Here is a 23844-nt window from a genome sequence, read left to right as displayed (position 1 = left end):
TATTCAATGAATTCAAAAACCTTTATGGTCATGGCGGGTGGTACAGGCGGGCATATATTTCCTGCACTTGCTGTTGCTCAGGAGTTGCAGGCGCAGGGACACCGTATTGTCTGGCTAGGTAGTGAAGGTGCAATGGAAACGCGTCTGGTACCGCAATACAATATTCCGTTAGAAACTCTCTCTATTAAAGGCATTCGTGGTAACGGAATAAAACGAAAATTACTGTTGCCGTTTACTTTAGTAAAAACCATTGCTGCCGCACGGAGAATTATCCTTCGGTACAATGTTGATGCAGTTATCGGTTTTGGGGGATTTGTCTCTTTTCCCGGCGGCATCGCTGCCAGATTATGCGGCTTGCCGTTGATTGTACATGAGCAAAATGCTATTGCCGGTTTATCTAATAAAGTGCTGTCTCATTTTGCCAGTCAGGTAATGTATGCATTCCCTCAGGTTTTTACCAACCAAAACGGGCTGGTGGGTAATCCTGTTCGAGCAGATATTGCAGCATTAACCCCTCCAGCACAACGCTTTGCTGGTAGGCAGGGCGTGCTGAATATTTTGGTGGTGGGCGGTAGTCTGGGAGCCGATATATTAAATAAAGTTGTGCCCCAGGCTATGGCTTTATTGCCGGAATCGCAGCGTCCGAATCTGCTGCATCAGTCTGGACGCAATAAATTAACACAGTTACAGCATCAATATGCTGAGTGTGGTGTTAAAGCAGAATGTGTGGAATTTATCACCGATATGGTTTCTGCATACCGTGAAGCTGATCTAGTGATATGCCGTGCTGGTGCACTGACTATAGCTGAACTAACCGCTGCTGGCTTAGGCGCGATTTTGGTGCCTTATCCGCATGCCGTTGACGACCATCAGACTGCTAATGCACAGTATATGGTTAAGGATGGCGCGGCCGTGCTAATGCCTCAAACTAGCCTAAATGCTCAGTCCCTGCAAACGGTACTGGCTGATTTGTCACGCGAACAATGTTTGCAGATGGCAGAGAAAGCTCGGGCATTGGCTCAGCCGGATAGTGCGGCTAAAGTCGCAGCGGCGGCAGTGGCTAGTGTGCTTTGAACAATAATTAAAGAATGGCCGGAATATGTTGTATAGCCTGAGCCGGCCGGAAAAGTAAATATAGTATGAAAGAAAATATGAAAGACCGTATCCGTCACATACATTTTGTGGGTATCGGTGGTACGGGTATGTGCGGTATTGCTGAAGTTTTACATAATGAAGGCTATCAGATTAGTGGTTCTGATTTAGCTGATAATGCCGCTACTCAACATTTGCGTGCTATCGGCGTACAGATTAGCTGTGGTCATAGTGCAGATAATATTTGTGGTGCTGATGTGGTTGTGACCTCAACCGCGGTAAAGAAAGACAATCCGGAAGTGGTGGCTGCACTGGAACAAAAAATTCCGGTTATTCCTCGTGCCATGATGTTGGCTGAAATCATGCGTTTCGGACGGGGTATTGCGATTGCCGGTACACATGGAAAAACCACAACTACAAGCCTAACTGCTTCTGTGCTCGCTGCTGCCGGACTGGATCCGACTTTCGTTATCGGCGGACGCTTAACTGCTGCCGGCAGCAATGCCAAGCTGGGTAAAGGGGAATATATTGTTGCTGAAGCTGATGAATCCGACGCATCTTTTCTATATCTGACTCCTCTATTCACAGTTGTGACCAATATAGATACTGATCACATGGATACTTATGACCATGATGTTGAAAAACTGCATCAGGCCTTTGTTGACTTTGTGCATCGAATGCCATTTTACGGCAAAGCCTTCTTATGTATTGACAGTGAACATGTGCGTCAGATATTGCCGCTGATTCAGAAACCCTTTGTTACTTACGGACTGGATGACAGTGCCGATTTATATGCTAGCAATATAGAAGCCTGCGGTGCGCAGATGCGTTTTGATGTTCATACGCGCAAAAAAGGTGTTAATCCATTCAGTGTAACGGTCAATATGCCGGGACAGCATAATGTTTTAAATGCACTTGCTGTAATCGGTGTAGCACTGGAAATCGGTGTTTCTGTTTCCGCAATACAGATTGGGCTAGAAAGCTTTGCCGGTGTTGGTCGCCGTTTTCAGCAATACGGTGATATTTCTTTGCCGGATGGCGGTAAAGCATTACTTATTGATGATTATGGACATCATCCGGTGGAAATGTCTGCTACTATTGCTGCGGCGCGTGGTGCCTATCCAGACCGCCGGCTGGTAGTGGCTTTTCAGCCGCATCGCTATACCCGAACCCGTGACCTTTTTGAAGATTTTGTACAGGTACTGACTAAAGCTGATGGCGTAGTGTTAACGGAAGTATACGCAGCAGGTGAGGATCCAATTGTGGCCGCAGACAGTAAAGCATTAATGCGAGCTATTCGGGTTTTAGGCAAAGTTGAACCGATTTATGTAGCAAACGTGGATGAAATGGCACCCACTTTATTAAATGTGTTGCAAGATGGTGATGTTTTGCTCAATATGGGTGCTGGTAGTATCAATAAAGTACCAGCCATGATTACAGAAATGGCCGCAGCTATTTAGGTATGGCAATCTATATCTTGTGCAAAAATAGTAATAATTGAAAGAAATACAGGAAATAATAAAGTAATGAATAATTTTGGTAAAGTCGCCGTACTGATGGGTGGCTTCTCCAGTGAACGTGAGGTGTCACTGGCCAGTGGCGCGGCAATTTTAACAGCGCTCAAAAGCCGATGTGTGGATGCACATGCTTTTGACCCAGCTGAGCGACCCTTGTCTGACTTGGTCAGTGAAAAGTTTAAATATGCTTTCAATATTTTGCATGGTTCCTTTGGGGAAGACGGTGTGGTGCAAGGCGCACTAGAAGCCTTGGGTATACCTTATACGGGTTGTGGCGTAGCTGCTAGTGCTATAGGTATGGACAAATTTCGCAGCCGTCTTATCTGGCAGGGTGTTGGTTTACCCTGTGTACCCTTTATTGTATTACATGACGATAGTGATTTTGCTGATGTAGAAGCAAAACTGGGTTTGCCTCTGTTTGTTAAACCGGCAGCCGAAGGCAGTAGTGTAGGTGTGATGAAAATCAGACAGACGGGTGAACTGGCTAAGGCTTATCAGGAGCTTAAACAATATCACGGTGAAATTCTGGCAGAACGTGCTATTGAGGGTGGAGAATATACCTGTGCTATTTTGGGTGAGAAGGTGTTGCCCAGTATACGTATTCTTCCGGCAACTGACTTTTATGATTATGAGGCCAAATACCACCGTGATGATACCGTTTATTTATGTCCCGCAGATCTGACACCCCCAGATGAGCAGCACATGCGGGATCTGACAGCCCGGGCATTTAAAGCTCTGGGGGGGCGCGGCTGGGGAAGAGTAGATTTTCTCCGTGATGCAGACGGAACGATTTATATTCTGGAAGTCAATACTGTGCCAGGCATGACAGGTCACAGTCTGGTGCCTAAAGCGGCACGTGAAATTGGCTTGAGTTTTGAAGATTTGTGTGTTGAAATTTTAAGTCATGCGACTTTGGGATAATGCGCAGGCCTTAAAACGGCTTTATCGCTGGTTATATGTTTGTGTATTGTTCTGTCTGCTTGGTGCAGGCGGAACGTGGCTGGTTCACTCACCTTACTTTCCGGTACGGCAAATAAAAGTGTTACAGCCGTTGAAAAATTTGCAGTCTTCCGAAATTGAAGAAATCAGTAAGCAGTATTTGCGTGGTAATATTTTTACCGTGAATGTTAGTGCTGCACAGGCGGCTTTAGCTAAACTGCCATGGGTCGCCAAAGTTCAGGTAAAGCGGATATGGCCTGATACTGTACAGCTGGAGATTAAAGAGCGGGTACCTATGGCACGTTGGAATGCTCAGCAACTGGTGGACAACGATGGACAAATATTTACTGCAACCAGTCAGCAACAGTTGCCATTATTTACTGGAACCAACAGTTCCGCTCGCTACATGACTGTACATTTGCTAACATTCGAAAGTTTGCTACAACCAACCGGCTTGCATATTCAGCAATTACAGCTGAGTGACCGTTCTGCCTGGCAGTTGAAACTGACTAATGGTATGACACTGCGACTGGGGCGGGAAAAAGTAGAGCAGCGTCTGTCGCATTTTGTCTGGGCATGGCCTCAGGTATTGCACAATCAGGCCGCTGCTATTGACTATGTGGATTTGCGCTATCCAGATGGTTTTGCAATACGTTATAAAAACAAAGCTGTATCAGCTTCTGCTGACGTTAATCTTTCAGAAGATGCTGCAACAATGGATCAGCAGGAAGCACAGTTGGATTGATCCGGACAGACCGATTGATAATTTGAATTTAAAGTGATGACCATGGTTAAAGGTAAAAAATACATCAGTGCGTTGGATATCGGCACGTCAAAAGTAATCGCCCTGATTGGTGAAGTACAGGAAGACAACCAAATCCACATTGTTGGTCTGGGACAAGCGCCGTCTCGCGGTTTGAAGGCAGGGATGGTGACCAATATCGAAACCACAGCACAGGCTATCAAGCAGGCCATGGAAGAAGCACAGATGATGGCTGATGTACCGGTAGAAAGCGTTACCACCGGCATTGCGGGCAATCATATCCGTAGTTTCAATTCGCAGGGTGTGGTAAAAATCAAGGATGGTGAAGTTAGTCAGGCCGATATCGACCGTGCGATTGAAACCGCTAAAGCAGTAAATATTCCGCCTGACCACGATATTCTGCATACAGTGGTACAGGAATTTATTATTGATAATCAGCCTGGAGTACGCGAACCAATCGGAATGAGCGGTGTGCGTCTGGATACACGCATTCACATTATCACCGGTGCAGTTACTGCCATGCAGAATATTCAGAAATGCGTCAATCGTTGCGGTTTGCAAATCAGCAAAATGATTCTTCAGCCGTTGGCGAGCGGACAAGCGGTGTTGACTGAAGATGAAAAGGATCTTGGCGTCTGTGTAATTGATATCGGCGGAGGTACCACTGATATTGCTGTTTATACCAACGGAGCTATCCGGCATACAGCTGTCATTCCAGTTGCGGGAGACTTGATTACCAAGGATTTGGCTCAGGCACTACGCACACCGCACAGTGCTGCTGAATACATCAAAATCAACCATGGCGTAGCGCTGGCTACAATGGATGGACTGGATGACATGATTGAAGTGCCCAGTGTTGGAGATCGCAATCCACGTCAGATTTCACGCCGGACATTGGCCAGTGTGATTGGTCCGCGTGTGGAAGAAATTCTGGAGCTGACATTAAACGAATTACGCCGTTCCGGCTTTCCGGAGGATGTGCTCACGTCCGGTGTGGTTTTAACTGGTGGTGCGTCATTATTACCCGGCATGGTAGAACTAGCTGAAGATGTATTCAATCTGCCGGCGCGTATTGGCGTTCCACAGGAAATGGGCGGTGTATCCGAGCGGATTCGCAACCCGCGTTATGCCACCGCAATTGGCCTATTGCAGGCAGCATGTGAAGATGACAGTAAAAATGACCTGCCTGTTGCCACTGCTGCCGAACCGAAAGAGTCATGGCTTTCCAAATTACAAGCTTGGTTTAAAAACAATTTTTAACTTATCTAACACAATAAATGACAGAACTTTTGCGCATTGTGTATAACTGTCGATATAATGATAGTTATACAAGGGTTTAAAATGATTATGCGCATGTTTTGTCAGGAGACATAAATGCAACTGGTATATGATGTTGTGGAGACAGTAGTCGGTGCTGCCGTTATCAAAGTCATTGGTATTGGCGGTGGTGGCTGTAATGCTATTAACAATATGGTTGAAAATGCGGTTGCCGGTATTGAGTTTATCAGTGCTAATACTGACGCACAGTCTTTACAAAACAGTAAAGCCTCAAAACGCATTCAACTGGGTAACAATCTAACCCGGGGTCTCGGAGCTGGCGCTGATCCAGAAATTGGTCGGAATGCAGCCATGGAAGACCGTGAAGCATTGTCAGATGCCATCCGCGGTGCCAACATGCTGTTTATCACTACTGGCATGGGTGGCGGTACTGGTACAGGCGCAGCACCTGTTGTGGCTGAGCTGGCCAAGGAAATGGGTATTCTGACCGTTGCAGTGGTGACCCGTCCGTTTGAATATGAAGGTAAGCGTATTCAAGTGGCGAACAACGGCATAGAAATTCTGAAAAATACCGTTGATTCTCTGATTGTGATTCCAAATGACAAACTGATGTCAGCATTGGGCGAAGATGTCAGCATGCGTGAAGCATTCCGTGCTGCAGATAATGTATTACGCAATGCGGTGGCTGGTATTGCTGAGGTTATTACCAATCCGGGTATCATCAATCTTGACTTTGCTGATGTGAAAAACGTGATGAGCATCATGGGTATGGCAATGATGGGTTCAGGCAGTGCTCATGGCGTTGATCGTGCCCGTATTGCTACTGAGCAGGCTATTGCCAGCCCGCTGCTTGATGACGTGACACTGGATGGTGCGCAGGGAGTGCTGGTAAACATTACTACTGCTCCAGGTTGTCTTAAAATGTCAGAATACAAAGAAATCATGAGTATGATTGATGAATATGCTCATGACGAAGCTGCGTTGAAATATGGCACTTCTGAAGATGCCAGCATGGAAGAAGGCGAAATACGCGTTACCATTATTGCTACTGGATTACAAGAACAGAAAGTTTTGCATCATCAGCAGCAAAGCAATCTGCGTGTTTTGCAAACGGTACAGGCTACTGGTACCGAAGATGCCTATCCGGATATTGGTAGCGTTGTACGCTCTGGCCGCAGTGCACGTAGTATGAATCTGGCTGCTGCTGATTTTTCTAATCAGTCCGTTCTGGATGATTTTGAAATTCCTGCTGTGATTCGTCGACAGGCAGATTAATATTTATAAAAATATTAAAGCTGTCCAGAATGAAATTCTGGACGGCTTTTTATTTTCTTAAATTCAAAGAAACGCTATTTTTGATTCTAGCTAAATAAACCGAAAAAATTTATTGCAAAAGCGTTTCAGATTGCAGACACAATTTGTAGAGTCTGATCTAAAACTACGAAACTAAGCAATAATTTATTTGTAGGGAAGTTCAAGAGTTTTAAATTATATAGTCAGAAATATGTAGGTTGGGCTGGAAACCTGAAATCCCTTACAATAGATAGCTAAATTAATCTGTTTCAGATAAAAATTAGTGAAGTCAGAATAATATGAGTGACGTAATCCAACAATCAGACCACGGTGAAGATTATCTCCTTTTAGGGCAGTATGCTGAACGTGCTTATCTAGCCTATGCTATGAGTGTGGTGAAAGGTCGGGCATTGCCGGATGTGGCAGACGGTCAAAAACCGGTACAGCGGCGCATTCTGTATGCCATGAAAGATATGGGCTTGGTACATGGCTCCAAGCCAGTGAAATCGGCACGCGTGGTGGGTGAAATTCTGGGTAAATATCATCCGCATGGTGATGCATCTGCCTATGATGCGATGGTACGCATGGCTCAGGATTTTACTTTACGCTATCCATTGATTGACGGTATCGGTAATTTCGGATCACGCGATGGCGATAGTGCTGCAGCCATGCGTTATACAGAAGCACGTTTAACTCCGATTGCTGAATTGCTGCTGTCCGAAATTGACATGGGTACGGTGGATTTCATTCCCAATTATGATGGTGCCTTTGTTGAACCTACGGTTTTGCCAGCTCGACTGCCGATGATTTTGTTGAATGGCGCTTCTGGTATTGCAGTTGGTCTGGCTACAGAAATTCCTTCACATAATCTACGTGAAGTTAGCGCGGCGGCTATAGCATTATTGAAACAACCTACTTTAGATACTGCAGCTTTAATGCAGCATCTACCTGGCCCTGATTTCGCTGGCGGCGGGCAGATTATTACTTCACCGGAGGATATTCAGGTTATTTATGCTCAGGGTAAAGGCAGTATTCGAGTACGGGCACGGTACGAAATAGAAAAACTGGCACGTGGACACTGGCGGGCAATAGTAACCGAGCTACCTCCGGGTACTTCTGCGCAAAAAATATTGGCAGAGATAGAAGAACAGACTAATCCTAAACCTAAAACCGGTAAAAAAAATCTGACTCAGGAGCAAATGAATACGCGCACACTGATGCTTTCGCTGCTGGAGAGAGTGCGAGATGAATCAGATGGACAGGCTCCGGTGCGGCTGGTGTTCGAACCGAAATCCAGTCGCATTCAGCCGGATGAATTCATGAATACATTACTGGCTCAAACCAGTCTTGAGGGAAATGTAGCGATTAATCTGGTAATGATGGGGCAGGATAATAAACCTGCGCAAAAAAATCTTGTTCAGATTCTGCGTGAGTGGCTTGATTTTCGTATTCTGACTGTTACACGACGTTTGCAGTATCGGTTAGAGCAGGTAGAAAAACGTATTCATATTTTGCAAGGCAGGCAGACTGTATTCCTGCATATAGATGAAGTTATTCGTGTTATCCGTGAATCAGATGAACCAAAACAAGAATTGATATCGGCATTCGGCTTAAGTGAGATACAGGCGGATGATATTCTGGAAATTCGTTTGCGTCAGTTGGCCAGATTGGAATGGATTAAACTAGAAACAGAATTGAATAAACTGCAGCAGGAGCGTGAGCAATTAGTTTCGTTACTGGAAAATGAAATTGCCAAGAAAAATTTGGTAATTAAGGAAATTGAGGAAGATACCAAACTTTATGGCGATAACCGCCGCACTCTGATTCAGCCGGCAGAGCGCGCTACACTTACTCAGATGACAGCCGATGAGCCGGTTACGCTGGTATTATCGAAGAAAGGCTGGCTGAAAACGCGGGTTGGGCATAATTTAGATTTGAGCCAGACCACCTTCAAAGAGGGCGATGGCCTAATGCAGGCCGTGGAAGGTCGTACGGTATGGCCGGTTATCCTGCTGGACTCGCACGGACGTGCCTACAGCGTTGACGCAGCCAGCATTCCTGGTGGTCGCGGTGATGGCGTGCCGGCCGGTTCACTAGTTGAGCTTGATCAAGGGGCGACAATCGTTGCAATGCTCACTGCCTTACCTCAGCAGCATTACCTTTTGGCCAACAGTGGTGGCTATGGTTTTGTGATTGCCTTCAAAGATTTGGTTAGCCGTACTAAAAACGGCAAAGTGGTGATGACGGTTAATGATAATGAAACATTATTGCCACCTCTGCAGGTGCCGGCCAAATCCTTGTCCGCCGGTAGCCAAACCGAGCTGATTGCTGTTTCCAGTGCAAACCGTCTTCTTGCTTTTCCTTTACTTGAACTCAAAGTGATGGCTAAAGGGCGCGGTCTGCAAATCATGAGTTTGCCGTCTGATGAGACATTAAATTACATTGTGCTGTCAGACTCACCAGAATTTACGTTGGAAACTCAAGGTAAACGAGGTGGCCGTCATCAGGAAACACTGCGTGTACAGGATATCAGTAACAGGAGAGGACACAAAGGTAAAGAATTAAGCGTTTCGGGCGCAATTCTGGCTATATACGGTACTTTGAATGATGGAAATTAAGCCGGTATGAAAACCCGTATTCATGGCTGGCCGCAATATCTGGACAGGCTTTCTGCCTTACTTAATATTGCCCGCATGAGCCTGTTGTTTTCCATCATGACTTTTTACGTCCTGACCCGAAACATGGATGAACCGGAACTAAGCGTACCAATATTCAATAAACCTGAGCTCTACAGCTGGGCGGCACTTTACGGTTTTCTGATTTTGTTTTCGATGCTGGTACCGCGTTGGCAAAATCAGCCAGACGCCCTCCCCAATGTTAATGCGGCTGTAGACATCACCATGATTGCATGGCTGATGAGTATGGCTGGAGGTGTGGACAGCGGCTTTGGTATTTTGTTGTTGCCATTTGTGGCTGCCGCTTGCTTGTTTAGCCGTGGTCGTTATCCGCTAATATATGCAGGATATGTCACCTTACTGATTGTAATCATTACTTGGTTGCAAATTAGCCGTAATGGTTTTGAAAATATCAGTATGCGGATTTGTACCATCGCGTTCATGCTGATTGCAGCTGTTTACCTTGTGGCTGGGCTGACCGCTTATGTGGCCACTTCACTAGCTCGCTCGCAAAATCTGCAATATCAGCAATCAAAGATGCTCGACAGTTATCGCCACCTGCTGGATCGTGCTTTTAATTATGTGCAGGAAGGGGTAGTGGTATTAGATGAGAGTGGCATGATATGGTTAATTAACCGTAAAGCACAGAAATATTTTCCTATGCTGGTGGTGGATACTCGCACAGTTATTTTTCGTCAGATTATGCATTACTGGCACACAGAGCAGAAAAATATATTTGAAATCAACTGTACCCTCAATGGTTTGCCGATGCGAGTACATGCGCGACTGCTACAGGAGGCCAATACACCCTTATTGATGTTGTCTATGCGTGCCCGTACTGAAATAGATCAGGAGGCTATGGCTCTCAAACTGGCATCTTTAGGGCAATTAACCGCTAATCTGGCGCATGAAATACGCAATCCGATGTCCGCTGTACGTCAAGCCAATGAACTATTGCAGGAGGAAGAAAACGATCCGGCACGGCTGAAACTGTTTCATATTGTGGACAATAATATCAGTCGGATTGATAAAATGCTTGAAGACATCGGCGTCTTAAATAAACGTGATAAGAAAAACAGGCAGGTTATTGATTTGCGCGTTTTCTGGTCTGCGTTTGTACAGGAATTCATACTGATTAAACCTCAGGCTTTGCATTGTATTCAGCTTGAAGCCGACAGCGAACCTTTGGTAGTCAGTTGTGACTCAATACATTTGCAACAGATAATGTGGAATCTAATGAATAATGCTTGGCGACACAGCCAGCAGAATAAAGAGGCTGTTAGGGTTGTCATGCGCAAAGAATGGCAGCAGAAAGTTTCAATTATAGTGATAGATAATGGTGCGGGTGTGAGTGCAGAGAATCAGTTACATCTATTTGAGCCATTTTTTACTACTGAGCCCAGTGGTACGGGGCTGGGGCTGTATGTGGCGCGTGAACTGGCTTTAGCCAATCACGGACAGTTAAATTACAGTCCGCAATTAAATGGATTTGAATTGACTTTGCCAAGGATGGTTGATGAATAGTCAGGTAGAATTAAAAAAGCCAGTGCTGGTAATAGATGATGAAGCTGATATTCGTGATTTAATGGAATTAACCCTGATAAAAATGGGTTTATCTGTCCAGACCGCTGCCGGCGTGGCTGAAGCCAAAAAAGCATTACGTAATCATGCTTTCTCTCTGGTACTTACTGATATGCGTATGCCAGACGGATCTGGTCTGGAAATTGTAGATTATATAACCGAACATAATCTGGATATTCCCATTGCTGTGATTACTGCTTACGGTAATGCAGTGCAAGCAGTGCAGGCACTAAAAAATGGTGCTTTTGATTATCTGCAAAAACCCATTACTCTGGCACAACTACGCACATTAGTTAAATCTGTGCTGACAATCAACCATAGTTCTGATACCGACTCCATTACTAAAGCAGCCACAAGCACTAAACAATCTGAAGTGAAATCCCAGAATGTTTCTGAGCCAGGTAGAGGGAACCAAAGTGCTGCTCAAGAGCGATTGCTTGGTCACTCCCCTTTAATTGCTGAAGTGCGACAATTAATAAGCAAACTGACTAAATCCAATGTACCCGTCTATATTGCCGGAGAATCCGGTAGTGGAAAAGAGCAAGCAGCCCGCAGTATTCATGAACAATCAGCACGTAAAGATAAAGCATTTGTTGCAGTCAATTGCGGGGCGATTCCTGAAGCATTGATGGAAAGTGAGTTTTTTGGTTATAAAAAAGGGAGTTTTACCGGCGCAGATAATGACAGAGCAGGATTTTTTCAGCATGCAGATGGTGGTACATTATTTTTGGATGAAGTGGCTGATTTGCCTTTATCCATGCAGGTAAAGCTTTTGCGTGCCATTCAGGAACGAGCTGTTCGCCGGATTGGTGAAATGGAAGAAAAGCAGGTTGATGTCCGTATTATCTGTGCTACTCATAAAGACCTGAATGCTTTGGTAGAAACGGGACAATTTCGGCAGGATTTGTTTTACCGTCTAAATGTGGTGTCCATAACCATGCCCCCCTTACGTGAATTACGTGATGATTTACCAGAACTGATTCATGTTTTGTTGCGACGTATTCTACGTGATGAAACCATGAGCCTGAGCCCAGCAGCTGAGCAAGCTTTATTGCAATATAGCTATCCCGGCAATTTTCGCGAGCTGGAAAATATATTAGAACGAGCAATCGCGTTATCAAAAAATCATATTATCGAAGTTGATGATTTACAGATTCAAAGTTTCTCATTTGATAATCAGCGTAATTTATCGGCAGATAGTGTCCGTAATCCTGCCGAGGAAAATCCTGCAAGGACAGATTTTCAGTTTGGTCATACCCAGATTCAGGACTATCTCGACGATGTAGAACGTCATATTCTGCAGCAGGCATTAGCACAGACCCGTTATAACCGTACACAAGCGGCAAAACTGCTGGGCATCAGCTTTAGATCAATGCGTTATCGAATGGAACGATTGGGTATTGCCTAATGATACAAGCAATGGTTCTAACTGGGCAGATTGTAGACCTCAGTAAATTGTGTATGCCTCTGCAAAATCTATTAGAGACAGAAAAACTGCACTTTCAGCCGCAGCCACCTGCGCATGGTTTGTACTTATATTATGATGATTACGGCCTTGCTCTGGCCAAAGTCGGAAATAAGGGTGTTGTACGTGTGGATTTCGTGCAGGGAACAGCTAGGCACCGGCGCCTGTTTGGCGGTGGTGAGCTGCTGGCTCGTGCCGTACAGGCTAAAACTCAGCCGCTGGTCTGGGATGCTACTGGTGGGCTGGGTCGAGATGCGTTTGTGATGGCTTCTCTGGGATTAGAGGTGGTAGTATTTGAATGCAATCCTTATGTCCATGCTTTGTTGGCTGATGGTTTGCAAAGAGCACACGCAGATCATCATACAGCTCAGATAGCACAGCGGATTGATCTGAAATATGGCAGTATTACTAGTAAAGCGGCAATGCAAAAAACGGATTCCTTGCCAGATGTGATATATCTGGATCCAATGTACCCCCAAAAGCAGAAATCAGCGGCGGTAAAAAAGGAAATGGCTTATTTCCATGAGCTGCTGGGAACTGCTGATGAGAATAACGATATGGATTTATTACTGGCAGCACAACAACTTGCTTGTAAACGAGTGATTGTGAAACGGCCAGCTAATGGTAGATTTTTGGCAGAAAAACAGCCAGCTTTTCAGTATTTAGGCAAAACCACGCGTTTTGATGGGTATATTCCATTATAATTTATTTAGGCGGCATTTTTTAGAAAAGAGTCACTAATATAGCAATTTTGTAGCATAGGGGAGAATATTAAATGGCCAGAAAAATATGGGCCTACGCCAAAGATGAACATGAGAAATTTGTTTACAACAAGCAATTGGAAAAGCTTGAAATCTTTTATATCTGGGATGTGCTGAAATTAAAACAGCAACACCCTGAAGCTTATTCAGGACTCAAGTTTTATTCAACCGAATTTGATGAAATCAACCGGCAGGAATTAATACCAACAGAATATGGATTTTTCAGATATCAATCGGATGAAGTAGATAAGAACAGGCAAGAATCAATATATCATTCAACAGCAATGTTGGTTTTGCAGGAAATGTCTGAAATAAACTTCACAATTGATAATGATAATTATCATTTTAGTTTTTCAAAATTCCTAGTTGAACCATGCCTGAAATTTCAACATTTTGATAAAAATGAAGAAAAATATTATCCGGATTTAGTCGGTTATTTTAGTGAAGACTGTGAATTATACGATAAATGGAATGGATGTCTGGCGATTGAAGTAGTTTTTACTAATCCCTGTTATCAGAAAAAAATAAAATCATTTGAGAAAAATCATATTCCCATTATCGAAGTCAGCATCTCAAAAAAACTAAAACTTGATACAGAATTCTGTGGAGAAATAAATTTTACAGTTGATGAAGTTAAAAAATATTACCATGCGCTGAAACAAATATTTGCAAAAAAAGTGTATGGCAAAATCCGTTCGGATCCTGTATCAAAAAAATATCATCAAAATGAAATAAACAATCTTGAAATTTTATATGAACAGACTTTACTTGAACTAGAACAGTTAAAACATCTGAATAATATTCAGCTATTTGATCAATATGTACAGCTGAATCAGGAATATGAAAAATTGCAAGCCAATGTGTCTAATTTGCATCAAATGATGAGTAATATGCAGCAAAGAGAATGGAGTTTGAATACCCGTTTAAATCATTATTTGAATATGGGGTTTTGGCAGAGACTAAAGTTTTTGTTGCAGATACCCATTGAATAATTAATAAAAGCTGCTAATCATTTAGCAGCTTGCTTGATTATTGCAAAATATTTTCAGAAAGTATAGCCAGTCTGAATTTCTTCAGCTCCGATCAATTCAGTGATTAATTGTAATAATGGGCGCAATTCATGATAACGTCGGCTAGTCTTACGTAAATATTTTAGGAAGCGATGAATTTCACTACGGTATTTGTCTTTACCATCACGATAATACAATCGGGCAAAAATACCGGCTACTTTCAGATGACGCTGCACGCCCATCAATTCAAAATCACGGTAGAAATGGTCAAAATCATTATGAACCGGTACTCCGGCAGCCCGAGCCTTCTCCCAGTATCGAATAACGATGTCCAGTACAAATTCTTCATCCCATTCAATAAAAGCATCGCGAAGCAACGAGACTAAATCATAAGTAATTGGACCGTATAATGCATCCTGAAAATCCAGAATACCGGGGCGGTCACGAGTAAGCATAATATTACGTACAATGTAGTCACGGTGTACATAAACCTGTGGTTGAGCCAGAATGACCGGTAAAACGGCAGATATAGCCTGTTGCCACAGATGTTTCTGTTTTTCAGTCAGAGATAAGCCAAGTTCTTTTTGTACATACCATTCTGGAAACAGTTGCATTTCTCGTGTCATGACCGTTTCATCATATATTGGTAGTTGATCTGGTAGACTAGCCTTTTGCAGGGTAATTAACTCATCAACTGCTTCAAGTAATAGTATTTTATGCACTTCTGGACGTTTATCTTGCAATAGTGCTGCCAGATAGGGCGTATGTCCGAAATCCTCCAATGCCATAAATCCTTTTTGCGCGTCTGCATGATAGATTTTGGGTACATTTATGGCCTGAAAAAGGTGCTGGACCTTGATATAAGGCTGAATGCTCATTTTATCAGGTGGCGCATCCATACAGATTACACTGTGGTTATCCTTGAAAACAGCTCGGAAATAACGGCGGAAATCAGCATCAGCAGCAGCAAAGCTAAGAACAAAATCCTGTTGCGGATAACATGTATGTAACCATTTTTTTAGTTCGGATTCTCGTTGCATGGCATTTTTCAGGTTAAAATAAACGCTATTTTAACTGGCAAAGCCGTTTAGGTGATACTTTGTCCTACATATTTTCCCCCAAACCATTGGCATTGGCCTTAACAACTGTGTTTTGTGCTTTTCCAGCACTAGCTTTGGCTGCTTCTCCTCTTTCTATGGGTGAGGGTAATGTCTGTACCGCACCTCAGCGTCCGAAACATTTTGTCAAACCTGTGCAAAGCAGTGGTGAATCCAATCCGGGTACAGACGTAACGCGGGTTGTGGCTGATGACGTCAATGGACAATCACAAGTGCAAGTGCATGCCAAAGGCAATGTGATTATTGAACGTAATGATGTCACCCTGAACTCAGACTGGGCTGATTATGATCAGCAAAGCCAGATTATCAAAGCTGGAGACCATTTTACACTGGATAATGGTGAAAGCCGCGTCAGCGGCGAGCATGTAACTTATGACATGGCTAAAAGTACCGGAGTGGGTGATGCCGGCCGCTTTGAAATGGAGAAGGACAACCGTCGTCTACAAGGCGTTGGTGACGAAATACAGATGGGCGGTAAAAATCGCTATCGTTTGCAAAGTGCCAAGTTCAATACCTGTAATCCAGGTGATGACAGCTGGTATATTCGTTCCGGTAGTATTGATTTGGATTACGATAAAAACGTTGGTGTGGCTCGTAATGCAACACTGGTTTTTGGCGGAGTGCCTCTATTCTATACACCATGGATCGATTTTCCACTAAATGGCAGCCGTAAAAGCGGTTTTCTTGCTCCAACCATTAAGGGCGGTTCTGATGGTTTTGAGCTGATGACCCCCTATTATCTGAATCTGGCTCCGAATTATGATGCTACCATCCGACCCCATTTAATCAGTAGCCGTGGTATCCAACTCGGAGGTGATTTTCGCTATCTACAACCGAAATATCAGGGACAGATTAGTGCTGACTGGGTACCCAGTGACCAGAAGAGTAGCCACAAAAATCGTGCTGAAGTAGATTTCACCCATACTCAACAGCTAGCAAAAGGCTTGAGCGGTGGCATTGATTATCATCAGGTTTCAGATGATGATTATCGCCGAGATTTCTGGAGCGGTGATAGTGGTAGTGTAAATTTGAACCGGCAGGCTTGGCTAAATTATCATCAAGATATATGGGGTGGTACATTTGACGGTAACCTGATGGTGCAAAAATATCAGACTTTAGCTTCTACCAGTGGCTATAAAGATCAACCTTATTCACGCCTGCCACGCCTATCTGCTACATGGAATCGTTACTTTGGCAACCATTATGCCGTAAATGTATATGCAGAAGCTACCCGATTTGAAGGTAAAGAAACTGGGCATAAAGATTGGCTGAATAAATATCCGAATGGTACGCGGCTGGTATTATTTCCATCTTTGACCGCTGATTACTCTACCACATGGGGATATATACGGCCTAAGTTGAGTTTTCATGCCACACATTATGATATGAGCAAACAGAATAATCAGGATAAACGCAGCATGGATCGTGCAGTTCCTTTGCTCAGCGTAGATTCAGGTATGACGTTTGAGCGGTTGTGGAAAACTGGAAACATGCATAAAGGGTTTATTCAGACACTGGAACCACGCTTGTTCTATACATATATACCACGACGCAATCAAGAAAATATGCCCTTATTTGATACAGCTGAAAACAGTTTTACTTATGATCAGTTGTTCCGTGAAAACCGGTATTCCGGTCAGGATAGAATCAATGCGGCTAATTTTCTGACTACTGCTTTGCAATCACGTGTATATGATAGTACTACTGGCATTGAACGATTTGCGGCTGGTATTGGTCAGCGTTTTTATTTTCAGGATGATAATGTTAAACTGAATGAAAACACTCCGAAAAACAAAGAACGTAAACGCTCAGACATGGTGGCTTTTGGTCGTGCGGCTCTGAGTAATCACATTACAGCTGAATCTAAATGGCATTACAATCAGGATCTGAAAACATCTGAAAGTTATAATTTTGGCATCCGCTATACGCCAAAACCTGGTAAAACCGTTAGTGTTCGTTACAAATATGGTCGTGATGAAAATCTCTATGATGATGTTTATGGCAAAATGCGTTCTATTGATGTAGGCGTGCAGTGGCCGGTAAGCCGCAATTATTATCTTGTTGCACGTCAAAATTATGATTTTGCTCACAGTGTCACTCTTAATCAGACCATTGGTCTGGAATATCAGAGTCCTTGCCACTGCTGGAGTGCGGGCCTAGTTGGTACTCGCTATACAGATGACTATAAAAAACGTAAAACCGCCGTATTATTTCAATTACAGTTGCGAGACCTGACCGGAGTGGGTAATGGTCCTCTTAGCCAGCTTGGTTCACAAATTCCCGGTTATAGCAATACTTACGAGGTAAAACATTAATGAAGCGCATACATAAATGGTTGGCAACAAGCATAATGGCCGTGGCCATTCCTTCTGCACTGGCACTAGATATCAAACCGGTTGATAACATTGTTGCTGTCGTCAATGATGATGTAATAACTAAGCAAGAGCTGGATTTGGTGACTAATCAGATGCGTTCACAACTGCCTAAAGGCAAATCAGTTAGTGCAGCTGATTTAGAGCAGCAGGCACTGGCACAATTGATACGCAAAGATTTATTGGTACAAGCGGCCAAACGTGCCAATATTCGTTTGAGTAATGCCGATGTAAATGAAGCAATTGAACAATTTGCCGCTCAGCGCCATATGACGGCTAAAGAGCTAATTCAGCGTATTGCCAAAGAAGGTATCAGTGAAAATCAACTGCGACGCACCATGACTGAAAATCTTTTAGCTCAAAAAATAGAGCAGAGTGAAGTGATGGGTAAAAGTCAGGTAAGTGATGCTGAAATTGATGATGCCATTGCCCGTGCTCAGCAGGAGGGTCGTCCTTTACCTCCACCTATCACAGCATATTCCTATCATGTGCAACATATTCTCTTGAAAAATGATAATGATATTACTCGCAAACTGATTGAGCAGATTGCCCAGCAGGCACGTTCTGGTGCATCGTTTGAACAGTTAGCTCGCCAGTATTCTCAAGATGGCAGTGCTCAAAATGGTGGTGATTTGGGCTGGATTCTAGATGGTGAAACTGTCCCGCCGTTTGAGGCGGCTGTTAAATCTTTACAGCCGGGACAGATATCGATGCCAGTTCGTACTCAATTCGGATGGCATGTAATTCGATTGATTGATGTCAGAAGCAATGACACTCCAGCAGAACGTCAGCGTAATGGCATGCGTGCAGTGCTGGTGCAGGAAAAACGAGAACTATTATTACAGAATTTCCTGAAGCAATTGGAGGATCAGGCATATATCAATGTTCGACCTCAGGACTAAAAATGGTGAGTGGGGTGAATTTTTCTCATCAGCAGCCTGTGATTGCCATTACCAGTGGCGAGCCTTCAGGAATTGGTCCGGATATCTGTTTGGATCTGGCTGGCGCTGATTTGCCGGTACGCATTGTGGTTCTGGGTGACAAACAGCTGTTGGAGCAGCGGGCTGCATCATTGGGTAAACATATTTTCATTCAGTCTTATCAGCGAGATACTCAACCGAAAAAAGGGATGCTGGAAGTTTGTCATATTCCCGTGCAAGTACCAGTTCGGGCCGGTTTGTTGGATGTTCACAATGCAGACTATGTATTGCAGTTGCTAAATAGAGCATATGCAGGTATTGAGCAAGGTGAATTTGCGGCCATGGTCACTGCACCAGTACACAAAGGAATCATCAATGATAGCGGTATACCTTTCAGTGGACATACCGAATATTTGGCAGCAAAAAGTGATACGCCCTTAGTGGTTATGATGCTGGCTGGAGGCGGTTTGAAAGTAGCTCTGGCTACAACTCATTTACCATTGCGAAAAGTAGCTGATGCGCTGACGGCTGAATTATTGACAGAAGTTCTTATTATCCTACATCGTGACTTACAGCATAAATTTGGTCTGTCACAGCCACGCATTCTTGTTGCCGGACTCAATCCACATGCCGGAGAAAACGGTCATTTAGGACATGAAGAAAATACTATTATCACTCCTGTGATTAAGAAGTTGCAACAGCAAAATATGCAAGTCAGCGGCCCTTTTCCAGCAGATACACTATTTCAGCCATTTATGCTTAAAGAAGCAGACGCGGTTTTGGCTATGTATCATGATCAGGGACTGCCTGTATTAAAATATGCCAGTTTTGGCGAAGGAGTGAATATCACTCTGGGATTACCATTTATACGTACTTCAGTAGATCATGGCACTGCTCTGGACCTTGCCGGGACGGGGAAAGCCAGCAGCGGCAGTTTATTTGCCGCGGTCAGCAGTGCGATTGAAATGTGTCACAGAAGTAAGTTCGAATAATGCACTTACCCGTAATTGATAAATACGGGCAGACATCATAAAATCAGATTAACGTACGGCATGGAAAATATTGATATGGCTACGCCGTTTATTGAAATGAAGGATGTGGTTTTTGCCTATGGCGATCGACCCATTCTTAAAAACATAAATTTTAAGCTGGAGCAAGGCAGTTTTACCGCTATCATGGGCAGTTCTGGTAGCGGTAAGACCACCTTGCTACGCTTGATTACTGGTCAGATTACCGCGCAGCAGGGACAGGTGCTGATTAATGGCCGCGATATTGCTAAATTCAGCCGCGAAGAGTTGTATCATCATCGCCGCAATATGGGTGTTCTGTTTCAGTTTGGTGCGCTGTTTACAGATTTGTCGGTTTTCGATAATGTGGCTTTTCCGATGCGCGAACACACTGATTTACCAGAAAGCATGATTCATGATCTGGTAATCATGAAGCTGAATGCGGTAGGTTTGCGTGGCGTAGAAAAATTAATGCCGTCCGAACTTTCCGGCGGTATGTCCCGCCGAGTGGCACTAGCACGCACTATCGCACTTGATCCGGCCTTATTGCTATATGATGAACCATTTACCGGTCTGGATCCAATTTCGCTGGGCGTGATAGCAGGCTTGGTAAGTAAAGTAAACAAAGCTTTGCAAACCACGAGTGTAATGGTGACACACGATATACAGCAATCACTGGATATAGCCAGCCATGTGGTTTTTCTGGCACATGGCGAAATTATTTTTTCCGGTTCACCACACCAAATGCGTGAACTGGATTCACCATGGGTAAATCAGTTTATACATGGTCAGGCTGACGGGCCGGTGGCCTTTCGCTATCCGGCAACCACTACCTTACAACAGGATTTAGACATCGCGTGATGAAAGCTATAGAAGAACTGGGTGCAAAAACCCTCAGTTTTGTCCAGCACCTTGGGCGCGCCACTTTATTTCTGTTTGCTGCTTTGTTGCGCAGCGGAACAGTGTTACGCCGGCCGGGACTGATGATAAGGCAAATGTATTTTTCTGGGGTACTTTCCATTATTATCATTGCCGTATCTGGCCTATTTGTCGGTATGGTGCTGGGATTACAAGCTTATACACAGCTGGCGAAATTTAAATCGGCTGATATATTGGGTTATATGGTAGCTGCGGCTATGCTGCGCGAACTGGGACCTGTACTGGCAGCCATTCTATTTGCCAGCAGCGCAGGAGGTGCCATGACCAGTGAAATCGGGCTAATGAAAACGACAGAGCAGCTGGAAGCTATGAATGTTATGGCCATTGATCCGGTGGCTAGAGTTGTGGCACCACGGTTTTGGGCAGGTGTGCTCTCCATGCCTTTGTTGGCTTCCATCTTTAATGTGGCCGGTGTCTATGGTGCTTATCTGATTGGCGTAAAATACTTTGGTATGGATGATGGTGTATTTTGGGGGCAGATGCAGAATAATCTGGATTTCTATTATGATGTGGTAAACGGCCTGATTAAATCGCTGGTATTTGGTGTGATCGTCACACTGATTGCAGTTTATCAGGGTTTTTATGCACAACCTACTTCAGAAGGTATTCTGCGCGCCAATACACGAACTGTGGTATCCAGCTCCCTGACCATCCTGGCAGTGGATTTTATGCTGACCGCACTGATGTTTACCAAATAAGATATGGATTAACAGGATAATGATATGAAAAAAAACAGTCTAGAAATGCTGGTTGGTCTATTTGTCTTAATAGGCATCGTAGCAGTATTGTTTTTATCTTTTCGTGTAGCAGGCGGAAATGGTATCGGTTCTTCACAGCCTACTTATACTTTATCTGCATCATTCAGTGATATTGGAGGGCTCAAAGCACAGGCCCCAGTTAAAGCTGCTGGTGTAGTGGTAGGACGGGTAGACAAAATAGTACTTGATCCAAAAACCTATTGGGCAAAAGTAACTTTAAAAATTGATAAACAGTACCAATTTAGCACAGATACTTCTGCACAAATTCTGACTTCTGGATTACTCGGTGATCAGTATGTGGGGCTTGAGCAGGGTGGAGATCCAGATAATCTTGCCGACGGAGATACCATTACCATTACTAGCTCTGCTTTGGTACTGGAACAGCTTATTGGGAAATTTATGACCAACTTTGCTGAAGGCAACGCTAAAGATGATCACAAAAAAACGGCTGACAGCACTGCTGCCAGTGAATAAAAGCAATTGAAGTTGTAAAACTAATAAAATTTAATTTTAAGGCTTATTTATAATGAAACTAAACAAATCTAAATTTTTGGGTGCATTAAGTATTTGTATCATGAGTATCAGCATGGCTATTGCTTCGCCACAACAGGCTGTAGGCCAGCTAAAGGAGAATGCTACTCAAGTACTGAATATACTGGGGGCCGCTAATGGTAAAAATGACGAGCAGGTACGGCGTCAGGCGGAAAATTATGCCATTCCTTATTTTGATTTTGAACGCATGACTGCTCTGGCCGTTGGAGCACCTTGGCGTACTGCTACACCTGCCCAGCAACAGGATCTGACAAAAGAATTTAAAACACTACTGATTCGTACCTATTCCGGTACCATGCTCAAATTCAGAAACGCAAAAGCGAATGTATACAACAATCCTGTTGTTAATAAAAACGGGCGTGAAATAATTGTACGTGTGGATGTCACCACTCCTAACAGTAAACCAGTACGTATGGATTACACAATGTATCAGTCTGGCAATATGTACCGGATTTATAATGTTGCTGTAGAAGGAGCCAGCTTGGTTACTGTATACCGTAACCAATTTAATCAGACCATCAGCCAGAAAGGTATTGACGGTCTGGTAGCTGAGTTACGCGCTAAAAACGGTAGATAATTATGCAAACCACTGTGCAGGGAAAAACCCTGATGATTCATGACAAAGTCACCATGAGTACAGTAGGAGAGAACGATTATAAGCAGTTCAGTGACTGTATTCGCAGTGGTAAAGTTGAAAAAGTGGATGTCAGTGGGGTGACCGAAGCCGATTCAGCCTGTGTAGCTTTACTCGTGGCTGCTAAAAGATTGGCACACAGACAGAAATTTATGTTGCACATCGCAGGTGTGCCGGCAGGGCTGATTACCCTAATGGCACTGTACGGTGTAGAGGAATCGTTACAATGAGTAAAAAAAAATTACTGGCTACCACACTGTTGTTGTTTCTGTGTCAGGCGGGCTGGGCTGAAGATCAGCCCTATAAAGATCCGTATGAAGGTTATAACCGGGTGATGTTTAATATCAACGATCACTTGGATCAATATATCATGACACCTGTTGCACGTGGATATCGTAAAGTTACACCTTCTCCGGTACGAACCGGAGTAAACAACTTTTTCAATAATCTGCGAGATGTAGTTAGTTTCGGCAGTAATCTGCTGCGACTGGATATTGAGAAAGCCAGTACAGATTTTGTTCGAGTAGGGATCAATACTACTTTTGGTTTGGGTGGATTACTGGATATTGCTGACGCAGGCCAAATTCCAAATAATAAAAATACTCTTGGTGACACATTTGCTTCTTGGGGCTGGAAAAACAGTAATTATTTTGTTTATCCGATATTTGGACCGTCTACTGTGCGCGATAGTATTGGCAGCACTATTACAGACGCCTTTCCTGTTGAAAATGCCATTTTTAAGGATGATGTTGTACGTTGGAGTCTGGCCGGATTGAATGGTGTTGCCACTCGTGAAAGCTTACTGGATGTAACTGACAGTTTGAATGATGCTGCGTTGGATCGTTACACTTATATGCGTGATGTGTATATGAAATTACGCAATAAGCAGGTAGGAGGAACACTGTTTCCAGATGATGACGATGACGACGATGATGATATAGATACTCTGGTGGCTCCTGACAGTGATGCAGCTAATACTCAGCCGCAATCTGCAAAACAGGTTGACCAAGCTCCGGTTGTGAAAGCCGATAAAGCAGCTGTTTCTACTGACAACACTGCTGCTGATAAGGCTGAGACTATTTCAGATGAATCAGCCGATAAAACTCAACCAGATAGTGCAGCGACATCTGTTTCATCTTACTGGGATATGCACTAAATCTGTGTCAATGT

The 23844-nt window shown here is 43.8% G+C and carries 21 protein-coding genes; 20 read left to right on the top strand and 1 reads right to left on the bottom strand.

All coding sequences use genetic code 11. The features are described 5' to 3' along the window. Window positions 1–6 precede the first annotated feature (6 nt). From murG to J3U64_RS04690, 11 genes are all read left to right on the top strand, one after another. Window positions 7–1074, top strand: a complete 1068-nt coding sequence (gene murG, locus J3U64_RS04740; protein ID WP_267408484.1) for an undecaprenyldiphospho-muramoylpentapeptide beta-N-acetylglucosaminyltransferase — start codon at window positions 7–9, stop codon at window positions 1072–1074. A gap of 77 nt (window positions 1075–1151) precedes the next feature. Further along, window positions 1152–2552 carry a UDP-N-acetylmuramate--L-alanine ligase gene (gene murC / locus J3U64_RS04735; RefSeq protein ID WP_267408570.1) on the top strand — a complete coding sequence of 467 codons (1401 nt, stop codon included), beginning with the start codon at window positions 1152–1154 and terminating at the stop codon, window positions 2550–2552. 66 nt (window positions 2553–2618) lie between these two features. Then, a complete protein-coding gene (locus J3U64_RS04730) occupies window positions 2619–3530 on the top strand; it encodes a D-alanine--D-alanine ligase (protein ID WP_267408483.1) in 912 nt (303 codons plus the stop codon). Then, window positions 3514–4293, top strand: a complete 780-nt coding sequence (locus J3U64_RS04725; RefSeq protein ID WP_267408482.1) for a cell division protein FtsQ/DivIB — start codon at window positions 3514–3516, stop codon at window positions 4291–4293. The genes J3U64_RS04730 and J3U64_RS04725 overlap by 17 nt, the downstream gene beginning before the upstream one ends. Before the next feature lie 42 nt (window positions 4294–4335). Next, on the top strand, window positions 4336–5571 hold the full coding sequence (gene ftsA, locus J3U64_RS04720) for a cell division protein FtsA (RefSeq protein WP_267390622.1): 1236 nt from the start codon (window positions 4336–4338) through the stop codon (window positions 5569–5571). A 114-nt stretch (window positions 5572–5685) separates the two neighbouring features. Then, window positions 5686–6864 (top strand): cell division protein FtsZ, encoded by a 1179-nt coding sequence (gene ftsZ, locus J3U64_RS04715; protein WP_267390621.1) that lies wholly within the window; start codon window positions 5686–5688, stop codon window positions 6862–6864. A 317-nt stretch (window positions 6865–7181) separates the two neighbouring features. Continuing rightward, entirely contained in the window at window positions 7182–9500 is a 2319-nt protein-coding gene (gene parC / locus J3U64_RS04710) for a DNA topoisomerase IV subunit A (RefSeq protein ID WP_267408481.1), read from the top strand. 6 nt (window positions 9501–9506) lie between these two features. Beyond that, window positions 9507–11081, top strand: a complete 1575-nt coding sequence (locus J3U64_RS04705) for an ATP-binding protein (protein ID WP_267408480.1) — start codon at window positions 9507–9509, stop codon at window positions 11079–11081. Continuing rightward, window positions 11074–12546 (top strand): sigma-54-dependent transcriptional regulator, encoded by a 1473-nt coding sequence (locus J3U64_RS04700; protein ID WP_267408479.1) that lies wholly within the window; start codon window positions 11074–11076, stop codon window positions 12544–12546. The genes J3U64_RS04705 and J3U64_RS04700 overlap by 8 nt, the downstream gene beginning before the upstream one ends. A gap of 11 nt (window positions 12547–12557) precedes the next feature. Beyond that, a complete protein-coding gene (locus tag J3U64_RS04695; protein WP_267408478.1) occupies window positions 12558–13307 on the top strand; it encodes a class I SAM-dependent methyltransferase in 750 nt (249 codons plus the stop codon). A gap of 71 nt (window positions 13308–13378) precedes the next feature. Then, the gene (locus J3U64_RS04690) at window positions 13379–14356 is read left to right on the top strand and encodes a hypothetical protein (protein WP_267408477.1); all 978 of its coding nucleotides are present in this window, start codon (window positions 13379–13381) and stop codon (window positions 14354–14356) included. Window positions 14357–14409: 53 nt separating this feature from the next. Here J3U64_RS04690 and amgK read toward each other — a convergent pair whose 3' ends face one another. Further along, entirely contained in the window at window positions 14410–15414 is a 1005-nt protein-coding gene (amgK, locus tag J3U64_RS04685; protein ID WP_267408475.1) for an N-acetylmuramate/N-acetylglucosamine kinase AmgK, read from the bottom strand. Between the two features lie 59 nt (window positions 15415–15473). Between amgK and J3U64_RS04680 the strand changes: the two genes are divergently transcribed. From J3U64_RS04680 to J3U64_RS04640, 9 genes are all read left to right on the top strand, one after another. Further along, a complete protein-coding gene (locus J3U64_RS04680) occupies window positions 15474–17807 on the top strand; it encodes an LPS-assembly protein LptD (RefSeq protein WP_267408474.1) in 2334 nt (777 codons plus the stop codon). Further along, the gene (locus J3U64_RS04675) at window positions 17807–18766 is read left to right on the top strand and encodes a peptidylprolyl isomerase (RefSeq protein ID WP_267408472.1); all 960 of its coding nucleotides are present in this window, start codon (window positions 17807–17809) and stop codon (window positions 18764–18766) included. The genes J3U64_RS04680 and J3U64_RS04675 overlap by 1 nt, the downstream gene beginning before the upstream one ends. 2 nt (window positions 18767–18768) lie before the next feature. Next, complete coding sequence (pdxA, locus tag J3U64_RS04670) at window positions 18769–19776, top strand: 4-hydroxythreonine-4-phosphate dehydrogenase PdxA (RefSeq protein ID WP_267408471.1); 1008 nt, start codon at window positions 18769–18771, stop codon at window positions 19774–19776. A 75-nt stretch (window positions 19777–19851) separates the two neighbouring features. Next, on the top strand, window positions 19852–20652 hold the full coding sequence (locus J3U64_RS04665) for an ABC transporter ATP-binding protein (RefSeq protein ID WP_100157255.1): 801 nt from the start codon (window positions 19852–19854) through the stop codon (window positions 20650–20652). Then, window positions 20652–21428: a lipid asymmetry maintenance ABC transporter permease subunit MlaE gene (gene mlaE, locus J3U64_RS04660; RefSeq protein WP_100157254.1), complete on the top strand. Its 777-nt coding sequence runs from the start codon at window positions 20652–20654 to the stop codon at window positions 21426–21428. Before J3U64_RS04665 ends, mlaE begins: the two co-directional genes overlap by 1 nt. Before the next feature lie 24 nt (window positions 21429–21452). Then, window positions 21453–21962 (top strand): outer membrane lipid asymmetry maintenance protein MlaD, encoded by a 510-nt coding sequence (mlaD, locus tag J3U64_RS04655; protein ID WP_267408470.1) that lies wholly within the window; start codon window positions 21453–21455, stop codon window positions 21960–21962. A gap of 52 nt (window positions 21963–22014) precedes the next feature. Continuing rightward, entirely contained in the window at window positions 22015–22617 is a 603-nt protein-coding gene (locus tag J3U64_RS04650; RefSeq protein ID WP_267408469.1) for an MlaC/ttg2D family ABC transporter substrate-binding protein, read from the top strand. Between the two features lie 2 nt (window positions 22618–22619). Then, window positions 22620–22904 (top strand): STAS domain-containing protein, encoded by a 285-nt coding sequence (locus J3U64_RS04645; RefSeq protein WP_267390608.1) that lies wholly within the window; start codon window positions 22620–22622, stop codon window positions 22902–22904. Further along, entirely contained in the window at window positions 22901–23830 is a 930-nt protein-coding gene (locus J3U64_RS04640; protein WP_267408468.1) for a VacJ family lipoprotein, read from the top strand. The genes J3U64_RS04645 and J3U64_RS04640 overlap by 4 nt, the downstream gene beginning before the upstream one ends. Window positions 23831–23844: the final 14 nt, after the last annotated feature.

This window comes from Snodgrassella sp. B3800 (assembly GCF_026535865.1).
GTDB lineage: Bacteria > Pseudomonadota > Gammaproteobacteria > Burkholderiales > Neisseriaceae > Snodgrassella > Snodgrassella alvi_E.
Note: the sequence above shows the minus strand (reverse complement) of the source record. Positions and strands in the feature narration are given on the sequence as shown.